At 69.3% G+C, this 15,027-nt stretch carries 9 protein-coding genes; 4 read left to right on the top strand and 5 right to left on the bottom strand.

The window, feature by feature from the left end:
- The first annotated feature begins 19 nt into the window (after positions 1–19).
- Complete coding sequence (gene glgC / locus AB0J02_RS21295) at positions 20–1,237, top strand: glucose-1-phosphate adenylyltransferase (RefSeq protein WP_363195287.1); 1,218 nt, start codon at positions 20–22, stop codon at positions 1,235–1,237.
- 61 nt (positions 1,238–1,298) lie between these two features.
- Here the strand turns inward: glgC and AB0J02_RS21290 are convergent, their stop codons facing one another.
- From AB0J02_RS21290 to AB0J02_RS21270, 5 genes are all read right to left on the bottom strand, one after another.
- On the bottom strand, positions 1,299–2,321 hold the full coding sequence (locus AB0J02_RS21290) for an ABC transporter permease (RefSeq protein ID WP_363195286.1): 1,023 nt from the start codon (positions 2,319–2,321) through the stop codon (positions 1,299–1,301).
- Positions 2,318–3,280 carry an ABC transporter permease gene (locus AB0J02_RS21285; protein WP_363195285.1) on the bottom strand — a complete coding sequence of 321 codons (963 nt, stop codon included), beginning with the start codon at positions 3,278–3,280 and terminating at the stop codon, positions 2,318–2,320. The genes AB0J02_RS21290 and AB0J02_RS21285 overlap by 4 nt, the downstream gene beginning before the upstream one ends.
- Positions 3,273–4,811 (bottom strand): sugar ABC transporter ATP-binding protein, encoded by a 1,539-nt coding sequence (locus AB0J02_RS21280; protein ID WP_363195284.1) that lies wholly within the window; start codon positions 4,809–4,811, stop codon positions 3,273–3,275. Before AB0J02_RS21280 ends, AB0J02_RS21285 begins: the two co-directional genes overlap by 8 nt.
- A gap of 1 nt (position 4,812) precedes the next feature.
- On the bottom strand, positions 4,813–5,913 hold the full coding sequence (locus tag AB0J02_RS21275) for an ABC transporter substrate-binding protein (RefSeq protein WP_363195283.1): 1,101 nt from the start codon (positions 5,911–5,913) through the stop codon (positions 4,813–4,815).
- Between the two features lie 184 nt (positions 5,914–6,097).
- Positions 6,098–7,111, bottom strand: a complete 1,014-nt coding sequence (locus tag AB0J02_RS21270; RefSeq protein ID WP_363195282.1) for a LacI family DNA-binding transcriptional regulator — start codon at positions 7,109–7,111, stop codon at positions 6,098–6,100.
- 194 nt (positions 7,112–7,305) lie between these two features.
- Between AB0J02_RS21270 and AB0J02_RS21265 the strand changes: the two genes are divergently transcribed.
- The 3 genes from AB0J02_RS21265 (at position 7,306) to AB0J02_RS21255 (ending at position 14,871) form a co-directional block, all read left to right on the top strand.
- Positions 7,306–9,918 (top strand): PA14 domain-containing protein, encoded by a 2,613-nt coding sequence (locus tag AB0J02_RS21265; protein ID WP_363195281.1) that lies wholly within the window; start codon positions 7,306–7,308, stop codon positions 9,916–9,918.
- 100 nt (positions 9,919–10,018) lie between these two features.
- Positions 10,019–12,421, top strand: coding sequence for an RICIN domain-containing protein (locus AB0J02_RS21260; RefSeq protein ID WP_363195280.1), 2,403 nt, complete (start codon positions 10,019–10,021; stop codon positions 12,419–12,421).
- Positions 12,422–12,528: 107 nt separating this feature from the next.
- Positions 12,529–14,871: a GH92 family glycosyl hydrolase gene (locus tag AB0J02_RS21255; RefSeq protein ID WP_363195279.1), complete on the top strand. Its 2,343-nt coding sequence runs from the start codon at positions 12,529–12,531 to the stop codon at positions 14,869–14,871.
- Positions 14,872–15,027: the final 156 nt, after the last annotated feature.

Genomic DNA, 15,027 nt, shown 5'->3' with positions numbered 1-15,027 from the left:
ATATCTGGAGGGGGCGGGCATGCGTGGTGGGCCTTCGGTGCTCGGGATCGTACTGGCGGGAGGAGAGGGGAAGCGGCTGATGCCGCTGACCGCGGACCGGGCGAAGCCCGCGGTGACGTTCGGCGGCACGTACCGCCTCGTCGACTTCGCCCTGTCGAACCTGGTGAACGGCGACATCCTGCGCATCTGCGTGCTGACGCAGTACAAGTCGCACTCGCTGGACCGGCACGTCACCACGACGTGGCGGATGTCGAGCCTGCTCGGCAACTACGTCACACCCGTCCCGGCCCAGCAGCGCCTCGGCCCGCGCTGGTACTCGGGGAGCGCCGACGCGATCCTGCAGTCCCTCAACCTCGTCCACGACGAACAGCCCGACTTCATCGCGGTGTTCGGCGCCGACCACGTGTACCGGATGGACCCACGGCAGATGCTCGCCCAGCACATCGAGTCCGGTGCGGGAGTCACCGTCGCGGGCATCCGGGTGCCGCGCGCGCAGGCCCCGTCCTTCGGCATCATCACGCCGGCCCGCGACAGCACCCGCGTCGAGGCGTTCCTGGAGAAGCCGAAGGACCCGCCGCCGCTGCCGGGCACCGCGAACCAGGTGTTCGCCTCGATGGGCAACTACCTCTTCACCACGAAGACCCTCGTCGACGCGCTGCTGCAGGACGCGGAGGACGACGACTCGGTGCACGACATGGGCGGTTCGATCCTGCCGATGCTCACCGAGCGCGGTGTCGCCCAGGTCTACGACTTCGACGCGAACCACGTCCCCGGCGAGACCGTCAGGGACCACGGCTACTGGCGCGACGTCGGCACCCTCGACACGTACTACGAGGCCCACATGGACCTCATCTCGGACGAGCCGATGTTCAACCTGGACAACCGGCGCTGGCCGATCTACACCCACTCCGGGCAGCTGCCGCCGGCCAAGTTCTGCGCGGCCGGCATCGCGAGCGAGTCGATCGTCAGCCCCGGCTGCGTCATCCACGGCCAGGTCACCGGCTCCGTCCTCTCGCCGGGAGTGACGGTCGCCGACGGCGCGGTCGTCCAGAGCTCGGTCCTGCACGACAACGTGCGGATCGGCAGGGGAGCGGTGGTGCGCGGCGCCGTCCTCGACAAGAACGTGGAGGTCCCGGCCGGGGCGACGATCGGCGTCAACCCGGTCCGGGACGCGGAGCTCTACACGGTGTCGAAGGGCGGCGTGATCGCCCTCGGCAAGGGCCAGGCGGTGCGCTGACCCGGGCGTGGCCGGCCGGTCTCCCGCCGTCCGCGCGCAGGCCCGCACCCGGACCTCGACCTCACAACACCCGGCGTCGCCGCCCCAGCCACGTCTGCGCGATCACCACGACCGCCAGGAACGCCCCGCTGACCACCTGCTGGTACGCGGAGTCCAGCGAGCCGATCTGGTTGATCACGTTCTGGATCACCTTCAGGAGGAGCACGCCCACCAGCGAACCGCTGATGAACCCGAAGCCGCCCGACAGCAGGGTGCCGCCGATGACGACCGCCGAGATCGCCTCCAGCTCCATGCCGGAGCCGAGGATCGTCACGCCCGACACCAGCCAGGCCGCGTTCAGCGCGCCGGCCAGGCCCGCGCAGAGCCCGGACAGCGTGTAGACGCCGATCTTCGTGCGGGCCACCGGCGCGCCCATCAGGGCCGCCGCGTCCTCGTTGCCGCCGACCGCGTACACGTACTGTCCGAACCGGGTGCGGCGCAGCACGAGCGCGCCGAGCACGAACAGCGCCAGGGTGATCCACACCGGGACCCCGATGCCGAACAGCTTCTCCTGGCCGAGCGACGCGAAGAAGGTGGACTTGTCGACGAGGTACGTCGTGGACCCCTCGTCGGTGACCGCGAGGAGGATGCCGCGCGCGCCGAGCATCGCGGCCAGCGTGACGATGAACGGGGCGAGCCGCGACCGGGCGATCAGCAGCCCGTTGACCAGGCCGATCAGCCCGCACACCGCCAGCGGCAGCAGCAGCGCCACCACCGTCCCGTACTGGGAGCCCCAGGCCGCCAGCACACCGCCGAGCGCGAACAGCGAACCGACCGACAGGTCGATGCCGCCCGTCACGATCACGAACGTCATGCCGAGCGCCACGATCGCGAGGAACGCGGACGACAGCGCCATGTTCTCCAGGTTGTCGCCGGTCAGGAACGTGTCGAAGGAGAGTGACGCGACGATCACCGCGATCACCAACGTGACCAGCGCGCCGTGCTGTTGGGCCAGCGCGCTCAGCCGCTCCGCGCGCGTCGCACCGAGCGGCTCCTCGTGAGCTGCCTCGGCCGGCTGTGCCGCTTCGACATCGGTCATCGTCATCGCTTCCCCCGTTCCCTGGCCGCGTAGACGGCGAGCACGATCACCACGGCCTGGGCGATCTGCGTCCACGACGGCGGCAGGTCGTGCTTGATGAGCGTGGCCGTCAGCAGCTGGATGAGGACCGCGCCGGCGACGGTGCCGCCGATGCGCACCCGGCCGCCGGTGAGCGGGGTGCCGCCGACCACGACAGCGGTGATCGCGGAGAGTTCCATCAGATTGCCGAGCGAGGTCGGGTCGCTCGCGGTCAGACGGGCGGTCGCCAGCACACCGGCCGTCGCGGCCAGCACCCCCGACACGACGTAGACGAGGATCAGGACCCGGCGCACCGGGAGCCCCGCGAGCTTCGCCGCCGGGCGGCTGTCGCCGATCGCGAGGAGCTGGCGGCCGAACGTGGTGCGCCGCACCACGAACGCGACGAGCAGCGCGAGGGCCGCCGCGATCAGCACCAGATACGGGATGCCGAGCACGTCCCCGGTGCCGAGCGAGCGCAGGCCCGGGTCGCGGACGTCCTTGAGCTGCGGCAGCAGGACGAGCGCGATGCCGCGGCCCGCGACCATCAACGCCAGGGTGGCGACGATGGGTTGGACACCGATGAACGCGATCAGCGCGCCGTTCGCGACGCCGACCAGGGCCCCGCCGATGAGCGCGGCGACCAGCGCGATCCACACCCCGTACCCGAGGTAGAGGGAGATCAGCGAGGTGGCGAGCGCCATCACCGAGCCGACCGACAGGTCGACGCCCTCGGTGCCGATCGCCAGGGCCATGCCGAGCGCCACGATGAGGACCGGCGCGACCTGTACGGCCTGGGTGCGGAAGTTCTCGGCCGAAAGGAAGTGCGGGGTGAAGGCGATGTTCGCCAGCAGCAGGACGGCGACGCCGATATAGACGCCGTACTCCTGCAGCAGGCGCAGCAGCCGGTCGCGGTCGACGCCGGCCCTGCCCAGAGAGAGGTCAGTCAACGGACGGCCCTCCAGCGGGTGTTGCGGCGATGGCACGCATCAGTCGGTCCTCCGTGACCGCGTCACCGGTGAGCTCCGCGACCACGGCGCCGTCCTTGAGGACGACGACCCGGTCCGAGCCCTCGATCAGCTCCTCCATGTCCGAGGAGATCAGCAGTACGCCGAGTCCGTCGTCCGCCAGCTCGTCGATGAGCTTCTGGACCTCGGCCTTGGCCCCGACGTCGATGCCGCGGGTCGGCTCGTCGAGCAGCAGCACCTTCGGGTTCATCGCGAGCCAGCGCGCGAGCAGCACCTTCTGCTGGTTGCCGCCGGACAGCTCGCCGACCTTCTGGTGCGGGCCCGCGGACTTGATGCGCAACCGCTGTACGAAGGTGTCGACGATGCGATCGATCCGCGCCTCGTCGACCAGACCGAAGCGGGACAGGCTCGGCAGCGCGGCGAGCGCGATGTTCTCGCGCACCGACAGCCCCGGCACGATCCCCTCCGCCTTGCGGTCCTCCGGCAGCAGGCTGATGCCGGCGCGGATCGCGGCGGGCGTCGAGCCCGTACGCACCGCGGTGCCCGCCACCGTGACCCGGCCGCTGTCCGTGGCCAGCGCGCCCGCGATCGCCTTCGCGGTCTCGCTGCGTCCCGACCCGAGGAGCCCGCCGAGACCGACGACCTCCCCGGGCCGCACGTCGATCGACACACCGTGCAACTGGTGGCGGACCGTCAACTCCTGTGCTTGCAGGATGGGTTCGGTCCCCGCGTCGTGCTCGCCGGAGAACTTGGTGAGGCCCTCGTCCTGTACGTCGCCGATGTCGCGGCCCAGCATGAGCGAGACCAGGCGCAGCCGGTCCAGGTCGGCCAGCTCGCCGGTGTGCACGACCTTGCCGTCGCGTAGCACGGTGACCGCGTCGCACACCTCGTACAGCTCGTCGAGGCGGTGGCTGACGTAGACGACGGCGATGCCGCGCTCGCGCAGCATGCGGATCACCCCGAAGAGCGTCTGCACCTCACGCGGTTCGAGCGACGACGTCGGCTCGTCCATGATGACGACCTTCGCGTCGACCGAGACCGCGCGGGCCAGGGCCACCATCTGCTGTGCGCCGATGCCGAGTTCGCGCAGCGGACGCTGCACGTCCACGCGCACGCCCAGCTCGCGCAGGGCCGCGTCCGCCTCCCGGTGCATCCGCCGGAAGTCGATCAGGCCGAGCCTGCCCCGCGGCTCGCGGCCCATGAACAGGTTGCGGGCCACGCTCATCAGGGGGACGAGATTGACCTCCTGATAGATGGTGGAGATTCCCGCGTGCTGTGCCTCAAGTGGTGTGGAGAAGTGGACCTGTTGGCCGTCGTAGGTGAGCGTGCCGCCTTCGGTCTCGGTGGCGGGGTCGGGCTGGTACACGCCGGTGAGGACCTTGATGAGCGTGGACTTGCCCGCCCCGTTCTCCCCGATGAGGGCGTGCACCTCCCCGGCGCGCGCGGTGAAGTCGACACCGTCGAGGGCGCGCACGCCGGGGAATGTCTTGCTGAGATTCTTGGCCGACAACATGTCAGAACGCCTTGTCCAGATCCGTCTTGGCGTTGTCCTCGGTGTACGCGCTGTCCTTGATGACGATGTCCTGGCCGACCTTGTCGCCCTTGGTGAAGGAGTCCAGGGTCTGGAAGGCGAGGGGACCGAAGCGCGGGTTGGACTCGATGACGCCGGAGATCCAGCCGTCGACGATGCCCTGCACCGCGTTGCGCGTACCGTCGACCGTGACGATCTTGACGGCGCCGGCCTTCTTGCCCGCGCTCTTGAGCGCGTTCACGGCGCCCAGACCCATCTCGTCGTTCTCGGCGTAGATACCGGTGATGTCGGGCTTGGACTGGATGAGCTGCTCGGTGACCTGCTGGCCCTTCTCGCGGGCGAACTCGCCGGTCTGCTTGAAGACGACCTTCAGGCCCGGCGCCTTCTCCTTGAGCCGCTCCTCGAAGCCCTTGGTGCGCTCGGTGGTCACGTTGTTGCCCGCGGCGCCGAGCAGGATGCCGATCGTGCCCTTGCCGCCGGTCGTCTCGATCATCTGGTCCGCGGCGCGCTTGCCCTGCTCGACGAAGTCCGAGCCGATGAACGACACGTAGTCCTTGCAGGCCGTCGCGTTGATCTTGCGGTCGACGGTGACGATCGGTATGTGCTTGGCGCTCGCCGCGCGCAGCACGGGCTCCCAGCCATCCGAGTTGAGCGGCGCGATGACCAGCAGGTCGGCGCCCTTGGCGATGAGGTCCTGGACGTCGCTGATCTGCTTGGAGAACTGCGACTGGGCGTTGGCGGTGAGCAGCTTGATGCCACGCTTCTCCGCTTCGGCCTTGAGGGAAGCCGTCTCCGCGATGCGGAACGGGTTGGCCTCCTTCTCGGACTGCGAGAACCCGACGGTGGCGCCCTTCAGGTCGAGCTTCTTGCCGCCGTACGCGGAGATGTCACAGGTCTCGCCGGTACCGGGAGAGGCCACCTCCTGCCCGGCGTTCTCGTTCTGCGCGCTGGAACTCGCCTTGTCGGAACTGGAGTTGTCGTCCTCGGACTTGGCGCATCCGGTGGCGAGCGCGAGGCTCGCGACGAGGCCGGCCGCGAGCAGGGCCTGGGAGGAGGAACGGCGAAAACGTGCGGTCTGCGTCATGTGGTGGTCCCCAAAACGGCACGGCCCGGCGCGTGAACGCGCTGAACGGGGTGGATGTGTTCGACCGGTCGAAACGGCGGTACAGGGGAGGTTTTTACATCGTTGGAAGGAGGCTGTAAAGGCTTTGCGCACCGACTCGTGCTCGCGCACGGAGTCCGGAGAGCCCGGTGAACCGCCCGAACGGTCAGCGGCGGCCGAGGGTGCTCTCCCGCTCGATCAGCCGGTAGGCGGCGGTCAGTTCACGTCCCGAACGATGCTCCGGATGGTCCAGGCGGCGCAGCAGGGATTCCACCGCGAGCCGGGCGATGGCCTGTTTGTCCGGGGACATCGTGGTCAGCGTGACCGCCCCGAACCGCCCCTCCGCGATGTCGTCGAAGCCGACCACCGCCACGTCCCACGGAACCCGCAGGCCCCGCTCGTGCAGCACCCGCATCGCACCGATCGCGACCAGGTCGTTGTACGCGAACACGGCGTCGGGCCGCACCCCCGAGTCCAGCATCCGCGCCATCGCCTCGGCGCCGTCCCCCCGGTCCCAGCCGCCGGTCGCCCCCACCTGCGTGTCCGGCGCCGGCAGACCCGCTTCGAGCAACTCCGCGCGCCAGCCCGCCAGTCGCAGATGCGCGGGCTGATTGGCCGAATCCGTACGCTCGCCCAGATACGCGATCCGGGTGCGGCCCCGCCCGAGCAGATGGCGCACGGCGGTGCGGGCCGCGGAGACGTTGTCGATGGCGATGTGGTCGTAGGGCAGGTCGTACTCGCGCTCGCCGAGCAGCACCAACGGCACGTCGTCGTCCCGGCCGCGCAGATCCTCGGCCTCCAGCTCCAGCGGGCTGAGGATCAGGCCGTCGATCACCCGGGCCCGGAAACCCTGGCTGACCAGGACCTCCTGCTCGCGCTCGCCCCGGGTGTGGTCGAGCAGCACCGTGACGTCGTGCTCGGCGGCCGCGTCGATCACGGCGCCCGCGAGCTCCGCGAAGTACGGGTTGCCGAGTTCCGGGACGGCGAGCGCGATGATCCCCGTACGCCCTTTGCGCAAGTTGCGTGCGGTCAGGTTCGGGCGGTAGCCGAGCTCGTCGATGGCCAGCTGGACGCGGGCCCGCATCGCCGGGGTGACGTGCTGATAGTTGTTCACCACGTTCGACACGGTCTTGATCGAGACGCCCGCGCGCTCCGCGACATCCTTGAGGCTCACCCGCACGGAATCTCCTTCGGCTCGGCGCACCCGCTCGTCGGGTGCGCTTGTCATGCCCCTGGACAGCGCGCCGGAATGCGTGCTGTCATGCCAACTGCCGTTCCTTCCAACGTTGTACAGACGAGTTGTACCGACTAGAGCGGCGAGCCGCCACCCTTCCTCGACGTGTTCCACCGGACGCGTCCAGCACTGGAGGATCCGTGCGCACCAGAACCCTCAGACGATATGGCCGACATCTGGCCCCGCTGCTCACCGCGGCACTCGGCTTCACCGCACTCACCGTGGCGCCCACCGCCACGGCCGCGGACGAGCCGGTCGTGCCGCATGGGCTCAAGGGCGAGTACTACACCCAATCCGCCCCGGGGGCCTTTGACTTCGACAAGTTGAAGGCCACCGGATTCGACCCCCAGATCGACTTCGGCAGCCTGGACTCCCGGCTCCAGTCGGCCACCGGCAGCGGCGACGACGCGAACGTGCGCTGGACCGGAAAGCTGGTGCCGGAGAAGACCGGCCTGACAACGTTTTCCATCACCGGTGACAACGGCTTCCGCCTCTGGGTCGACGACAAGCTGGTGATCGACCACTGGGTCGACGACTGGGACAAGGAACAGACCTCCCAGGGCGTCCAGTTGACAGCCGGCCAGGCGGTCAACTTCAAGGTCGAGTACTTCGAGCACTACGGCGGGTCCAACCTGCACGTGCGCTGGACCGAACCGGGCGAGAAGAAGGAAGCGATCCCCTCCTCGGCCTTCCGGGTCCCCGACGACTGGGCGTACGACGGTGCCATCGGCACCACCGTGCTCGGTGACGGCCGCACCCTCAAGCTTGACTTCGCGCAGAAGCTCGGCGCCGTGTCGGGCGACGTCAACGACCACCTGACCGCCGTGATCGGCGGCGCCAAGTGGCCGCTCAAGAGCGTCAAGGCCGACCCGAAGGACCCGCGGGCGCTGCTCGTGAACCTGACGGAGCCCGTCGTCGGGAACAAGGACGGCGACGCCCCGGGCCTCGCCGACGTGAACTACGACGGCAAGGGCGGTCTGGCCGGCGGCGACGGAACGGCCGTCGGCTCGTTCTGGTCCAGCGGCCCGAACAGGTCGACGTACCAGCTGTCCACCAAGTGGGGCGACGACGTCACGCCCAAGAACGCCCACCGTGAGTACCCGCGGCCCCAGCTGACCCGCTCGGACTGGCAGAACCTGAACGGCAGTTGGGAGTTCGCCGCCGCCAAGGACGGCGACGCGGTGCCGGTCGGCAAGAAGCTCGGCGAGAAGATCCTCGTGCCCTACCCGGTCGAGTCGCAGCTCTCCGGGATCGAGCGGCACGAGGACCGCATGTGGTACCGCCGCACCTTCACGGTCCCCAAGGACTGGAAGGTCGGTAAGGGCCAGCGCCTCCAGCTGAACTTCGGCGCCGTCGACTGGCAGTCCGAGGTCTACGTAAACGGCAAGAAGGTCGCGGACCACAAGGGCGGCTACGACAAGTTCAGCGCCGACATCACCGACGCGCTCAAGCCGGGCCGCACCCAGGAGCTGATCGTCGGCGTCTACGACCCGACGGACGCCGCGAACGGCGAGAACCCGCCGATGGGCAAGCAGCGCCTCGACCCCAGCGGCATCTGGTACACCCCGTCGTCCGGCATCTGGCAGACGGTGTGGATGGAGCCGGTCGCCACGGACCACGTCGGTGACCTGAAGCTCACGCCGAACGTCAAGGACGGCAAGCTCGCCGTCGAGACCACGGGCGTGCGCGCCGGAGTCCCGGTCACGGCCACGGCGTACGCGGGCAAGCGCAAGGTCGGCACCGTCAGCGGTGTCTCCGGCAAGCCGCTCTCGCTGAAGATCAGCAAGCCGCACCTGTGGACCCCGGACGACCCGTTCCTCTACGACCTCAAGGTGAACGTCGGCAAGGACCGCGTCGGCAGCTACTTCGGGATGCGCTCCATCGCCGTCGAGCAGGTGAACGGCACCCCGCGCACCGTCCTCAACGGCAAGCCCACCTTCATGATGGCCACGCTCGACCAGGGCTTCTGGCCGGACGGCCTGCACACCGCGCCCAGCGACGAGGCGCTCGCGTACGACCTGAAGATGCACAAGCAGATGGGCTTCAACTCCGTCCGCAAGCACATCAAGGTCGAACCCGACCGCTGGTTCTACTGGGCCGACAAGCTGGGCCTGCTCGTGTGGCAGGACATGCCCGCCATGACGGCCGGCGTCAACCCGTCCACCGCCGCCCGCGCCGAGTTCGAGCGCGAGATGAAGATCATGATCGACCAGCACTACAACCACCCGTCGGTCATCATGTGGGTCACCCTCAACGAGGGCTGGGGCCAGTACGACGAGGCACGCCTCGCCGACCAGGCCAAGTCCTGGGACCCGACCCGTCTGATCAACTCGATGTCCGGCATCAACCTGGGCCGTGACGGCGGCACCGGCGACATCCTCGACGAACACGGCTATCCGAGCCCGGCCCTGCCACCGAACCCCGACGGGAAACGGGCTCTGGTCGCGGGCGAGTACGGCGGCCTCGGCCTCGCGGTGCCTGGGCACGCGTGGTCGGTCCAGCAGTCCTACGTCGACGTGGACCCGGCGACGTACACGGACGACTACCTCACCAAGCTGGACGAGGTGCACAAGCTCGCCTGCAAGGGCGGCAACGGCGCCGTCTACACGCAGATCTCCGACGTGGAGGGTGAGCTGAACGGTCTGATCACCTACGACCGCAGGGTGGTCAAGCCGGACGTCAAGCGCGTGCACGACGCCCAGCAGTCGCTGATCAAGGACGCCTCCCAGGCGACCGTGGCCAACTGCGCCTGATCCGCATCTCCCCAGGGGTGGGCCCGACACCGGGCCCACCCCTTTCCTCTCACAGCTCCAACCACCACAGCTCCAACCACGCACGTGAAGGAGCAAGTTGATGACCGTGACACGACGTGGCGTGCTCCAGACCGGCACCGTGGCCGCCGCCGCGCTGCTCGGCGGGGCGCCCGGCATCGCGAGCGCCGGCCCGGCCGCCCGGGCCGGCGTCGCCCCCGACGCCTTCACCCGTCTCCCCGTCGGCAGCATCACCGCCCGCGGCTGGCTCGCCGGACAGCTCAGGCTGCAGCTCGCGGGGCTCTGCGGCCGCTACGAGGAGAAGTCCCACTTCCTGAACATGGACACCAGCGGCTGGGTCCGTCCGGAACTGGGCGGCTGGGAGGAACTCCCCTACTGGCTACGGGGATTCGTGCCGCTCGCGATCGCCACACGGGACACCGACGCGCTGGCCACCGGCAAGCGCTGGATCGACGCGATCCTCGCCACGCAGGAGGCGGACGGCTTCTTCGGGCCGCGCGCCCTGCGCACCTCCCTGAACGGCGGCCCCGACTTCTGGCCGTTCCTGCCGCTCCTCATGGCCCTGCGCACGTACGAGGAGTACACGCACGACGCCCGCATCGTGCCGTTCCTCACCCGCTTCCTGACCTTCATGGAGGCCCAGAGCAAGGGCGCCTTCGACACCAGCTGGGTCTCCGTGCGCTGGGGCGACGGCATCGACACCGCGCGCTGGCTGTACGAGCGCACCGGCGACACCTTCCTCGCGAGCCTCGTCGACAAGATGCACCACTACGGCGCCGACTGGACCGGCGCGCTGCCCAGCCCGCACAACGTGAACATCGCCCAGGGCTTCCGCGAGCCCGCCCAGTACGCCCAGTGGGCGGCAGGCGGCGCCGACGACCTGGTGCGGGCCACCTATCGCACGTACGACCAAGTCATCGGCGCCTATGGGCAGTTCCCCGGTGGCGGTATCGCCGGCGACGAGAACTGCCGGCCCGGCTTCGGCGACCCGCGTCAGGGCTTCGAGACCTGCGGAATCGTCGAGTTCATGGCCAGCCACGAACTGCTCACCCGCATCACCGGCGACCCCGTGTGGGCCGACCGCTGCGAGGACCTGGCCTTCAACATGCTGCCCGCCTCCCTCGACCCGCAGGGCAGGGGCATCCACTACATCACCAGCGCCAACGGCGTGGACCTCGACAACTCCCGCAAGAAAGACGGGCAGTTCCAGAACGGGTTCGCCATGCAGTCCTTCCAGCCGGGCGTCGACCAGTACCGCTGCTGCCCGCACAACTACGGCATGGGCTGGCCCTACTTCACCGAGGAACTGTGGCTGGCCACCCCGGACGGGGGACTCGCCGCCGCGCTGTACGCCGCGTGCGAGGTGCGGGCCGAGGCCGGCGCCGACGCCGTGCCCGTGACCGTACGGGAAGAGACGGACTACCCGTTCGACGAGACGATCACGCTGACCGTGCGCGTGGACCGGCCCGTCGACTTCCCGCTGCGGCTGCGGGTTCCCGGCTGGTGCGCGAAGCCGCGCCTCGCCGTCAACGGCCTTACTGAGCAGGCGAATCCGGGCCCGTCGTTCGCCGAGATCCGCCGCACCTGGCGGGACGGCGACACCGTCACCCTGCGCCTGCCCCAGCGCACCGCCCTGCGCACCTGGAGCGGCAACCACGACAGTGTCAGCGTCGACCACGGGCCGCTCACCTACTCCCTGAAGATCGCCGAGAAGTACGTGCGCACCGGGGGCGACGACACCTTCCCCGAGTACGACGTGCACGCCGCCTCCAGCTGGAACTACGGTCTGGTGCCCGGCGGTTCACCCACGCTGCGACGCCGGCCCGGGCCGTTGCCCGACAACCCGTTCACCCTCGACGGCACGCCCGTCACACTCGCGGCGCGGGTCCGCCGCCTCCCCGAGTGGATCGCGGACGAGGAACACGTCGTGGCGCCGCTGCAGCCCGGCCCGGCGCGGAGCCGTGCGGGGGTCGAGACGGTCACGCTGGTGCCCATGGGCGCGGCGCGCCTGCGGATCACGTCGTTCCCCACGGCGGCCCCCGACGGCCACCCCTGGACGCCGGAGGCCGCGTACCGGCGCATCGAGAACAAGCACAGCGGCAAGGTCCTCGCCGTCGACTCGATGTCCACCGACAACGACGCGCGGGTCGTGCAGTTCGACAACTCGGGCACCGGCGACCACGCCTGGCAACTGCTCGACGCGGGCGACGGCAGAGTGCGTATCCGCAATGGTCAGAGCGGTAAATACCTCGCGGTGGAGGGTAGTTCAACGGCAGACAGTGCTCGCGTCGTCCAGTACGAGGACGGCGGGCGGGCCGATCTGCTGTGGACCCGTGTCGACCGGGGCGACGGCTGGTTCCTGCTGCGCAACGAGCACAGCGGCAAGGTGCTCGGCGTGGACGGGATGTCCACGGCGAACAGTGCCCAAGTGGTGCAGTTCACCGACAACGGGACGGAGGATCACCTGTGGCGTCTGACATCTTGACGGGCCTGTGGGACGCACGAAGAATGATCGCGCTTACTGACAACGTTGTCGAAAGGCGCACGATGACCAGGCGCACGACCGCAAGGCGCACGACGAGAAGGCTGACGATGGGAAGACGCACCCGCCGCACGCTGGGCGTGCTGGGAGCCGCCGTTCTGCTCGGCACGGGACTCGCGGCGCCGATGGCGCAGGCCGCGTCCTCCGCGTCGGGGCGGCTGACCGATCTGGTCAACCCGTTCATCGGCACCGAGAACGAGGGCAACACCTACCCCGGGGCCGCCGTCCCGTTCGGCATGGTGCAGTTCTCGCCGGACACCGGCCACAACACCGGCTACGACTACTCCGAGAACCACATCCGCGGCTTCTCCACCGTCCATATCTCCGGTGTCGGCTGCGGCCTCGGCGGCGACCTGCCGGTGCTGCCCACGACCGGCGACATCACCAGTACCGACAACGCGAAGTACGCCGCCGAGTTCAGCCACGACGACGAGACGGCGTCGCCCGGCTACTACAAGGTCGGTCTGAAGACGGGCATCGACGCCGAGCTGAGCGCCACCAAGCGCACCGGCGTCCAGCGCTACACCTTCCCGGCCACCGACAAGGCCAACGTCCTGATCAACGCGGGCCAGTCCCTGCACAAGTCGCTGCACACCGAGGTCGAGATCCTCGACAGCCGCACGGTGCGCACCGCCATCACGGGCAGTGGCTTCTGCCAGGACACCAAGCCGTACACGGTCTACACGACCACGAGGTTCGACCGCCCCTTCACCACCTCCGGCACCTGGAAGGGCGACACCGTCACCGCGGGCTCGAAGTCCTCGGACGCGGACGCCGAACGCAACGGCGCCTACGTGCGGTTCGACACGAGCAAGGACCGCACTGTCGAGGCGACCACCGCCATCTCCTACGTCGACGCCAAGGGCGCCGACCTCAACCTCCGCGCGGAGGGCGGCCGTTCCTTCGACAAGGTCCACCGCGCCGCGACGGCCGCGTGGGAGGACCGGCTCGACGACGTGCGCGCCCAGGGCGGCAGCGACACCGTGCGCCGCACCTTCTACTCCTCGCTGTACCGCTCGTTCCTCGCGCCGAACATCGGCAGCGACGTCGACGGCCGGTACACGGGCTGGGACCAGAAGACCCACCACGCGCAGGGGTACACGTACTACCAGAACTGGTCCCTGTGGGACACCTACCGCACCCAGGCACAGCTCCTGTCGCTGCTCGCGCCGCGCGAGTCGCGGGACATGGCGCTGTCGGTCATCCAGATCGACAAGGACAGCGGCTGGCTGCCCAAGTGGGGCTACGGCACGGTCGAGACCAACATCATGACCGGCGACCCCGTCACCCCCTTCCTCACCAACGCCTACCAGCAGGGTCTGTTGAAGGGACCCGGCGAGGCCGAGGACGCGTACCGCGCGCTGAAGAAGAACGCCGACGGCGTGCCGCCGGCCGACTCCGCGCCGGTGGGCCGCGAGGCCAACAAGGAGTACCTCGCCGACGGGTTCGCGCCGTACATCAAGGACCGGGCGCACGTGAAGCCCGGTGACTCGGACTACGACCACGGGGCCTCGGCCACCCTGGAGTACGCCCTCTCCGACGCCATGCTCGGCCAGATGGCCAAGGACCTCGGGCACAAGGCCGACGCGAAGCGGTACGCCGAGCGGGCGCAGAACTACCGGAAGATCTTCGACCCTTCGACCGGGTTCTTCCGTGCGCGTGACGCTTCCGGTGCCTTCACAGGCCCCGCCGACCCCGCGCAGAGCGAAGGGTTCCACGAGGGCACGTCGTGGCAGTACCAGTGGCTCGTGCCGCAGGACCTGTCCGGCATGGTCTCCCTGATCGGCGGCACGGACGCGGCCAACAAGCGCCTCGACTCGTTCTTCGCCTACGACCAGCTGGTCGCCGACCCCGCGAAGACCGCCCGCGAGGTGTGGGTCAACGGGCCGTACGACTACTACAACGCGGACAAGTACAACCCGCAGAACGAGCCCGACCTGATCGCGCCGTACACGTACCTGTCGACCGGGCAGCCGTGGAAGTCGACTGACGTGGTGCACGCCGCGCTGACGCTGTTCACCGACGCCCCGACGGGCATGACCGGCAACGACGACCTGGGCACCATGTCCGCCTGGAACGTCCTGTCGTCCATCGGCATCTTCCCGGTGCAGCCCGGTACCGACACGTGGGGCCTGTCGACGCCCGTCTTCGAGCGGGTCGACCTCACTCTGGACCGCCGCTACTACCCGCACGGGAAGCTGACCGTGAAGGCGCCCGGGACGTCCGACTCCGCGCGGTACATCCAGTCGGCCAGGGCGGACGGTGCCGCGTACGGCAAGACGTATCTGACCACCGAGGATCTGCGCGGCCTGCGGAACCTCAGCTACAAGGTGGGCAGCGAGCCCTCGCGGTGGGGGACCGGGGCGGACGCGGCGCCGCCCGTGCTGAAGTGATGTAACGAACAGGTCGCCTGAGTCACCTGAGACCCGCCTCTACCACAGAGGCGGGTCTTCATCAGTTGTTAACGGAGCGTGCCGAGATCGTACTTGACCGTAATCGACCGGGGGCGATTGACTGCCTGTTCCCCGTCATCGACGCGAGAGCACTCC

Origin of the sequence: Streptomyces sp. NPDC050264, assembly GCF_040655895.1 — a bacterium.
Lineage (GTDB): Bacteria > Actinomycetota > Actinomycetes > Streptomycetales > Streptomycetaceae > Streptomyces.
The sequence above is the reverse complement of the archived record's forward strand: the minus strand, read 5'-3'. Positions and strand labels throughout refer to the sequence as shown.

Excerpts from the sequence above, each read along its gene's own strand:
- glgC (WP_363195287.1), top strand. The coding sequence starts at position 20 with ATGCGTGGTGGGCCTTCGGTGCTCGGGATCGTACTGGCGGGAGGAGAG.
- AB0J02_RS21290 (WP_363195286.1), bottom strand. The coding sequence starts at position 2,321 with ATGACGATGACCGATGTCGAAGCGGCACAGCCGGCCGAGGCAGCTCAC.
- AB0J02_RS21280 (WP_363195284.1), bottom strand. The coding sequence starts at position 4,811 with ATGTTGTCGGCCAAGAATCTCAGCAAGACATTCCCCGGCGTGCGCGCC.
- AB0J02_RS21275 (WP_363195283.1), bottom strand. The coding sequence starts at position 5,913 with ATGACGCAGACCGCACGTTTTCGCCGTTCCTCCTCCCAGGCCCTGCTC.
- AB0J02_RS21260 (WP_363195280.1), top strand. The coding sequence starts at position 10,019 with ATGACCGTGACACGACGTGGCGTGCTCCAGACCGGCACCGTGGCCGCC.
- AB0J02_RS21255 (WP_363195279.1), top strand. The coding sequence starts at position 12,529 with ATGGGAAGACGCACCCGCCGCACGCTGGGCGTGCTGGGAGCCGCCGTT.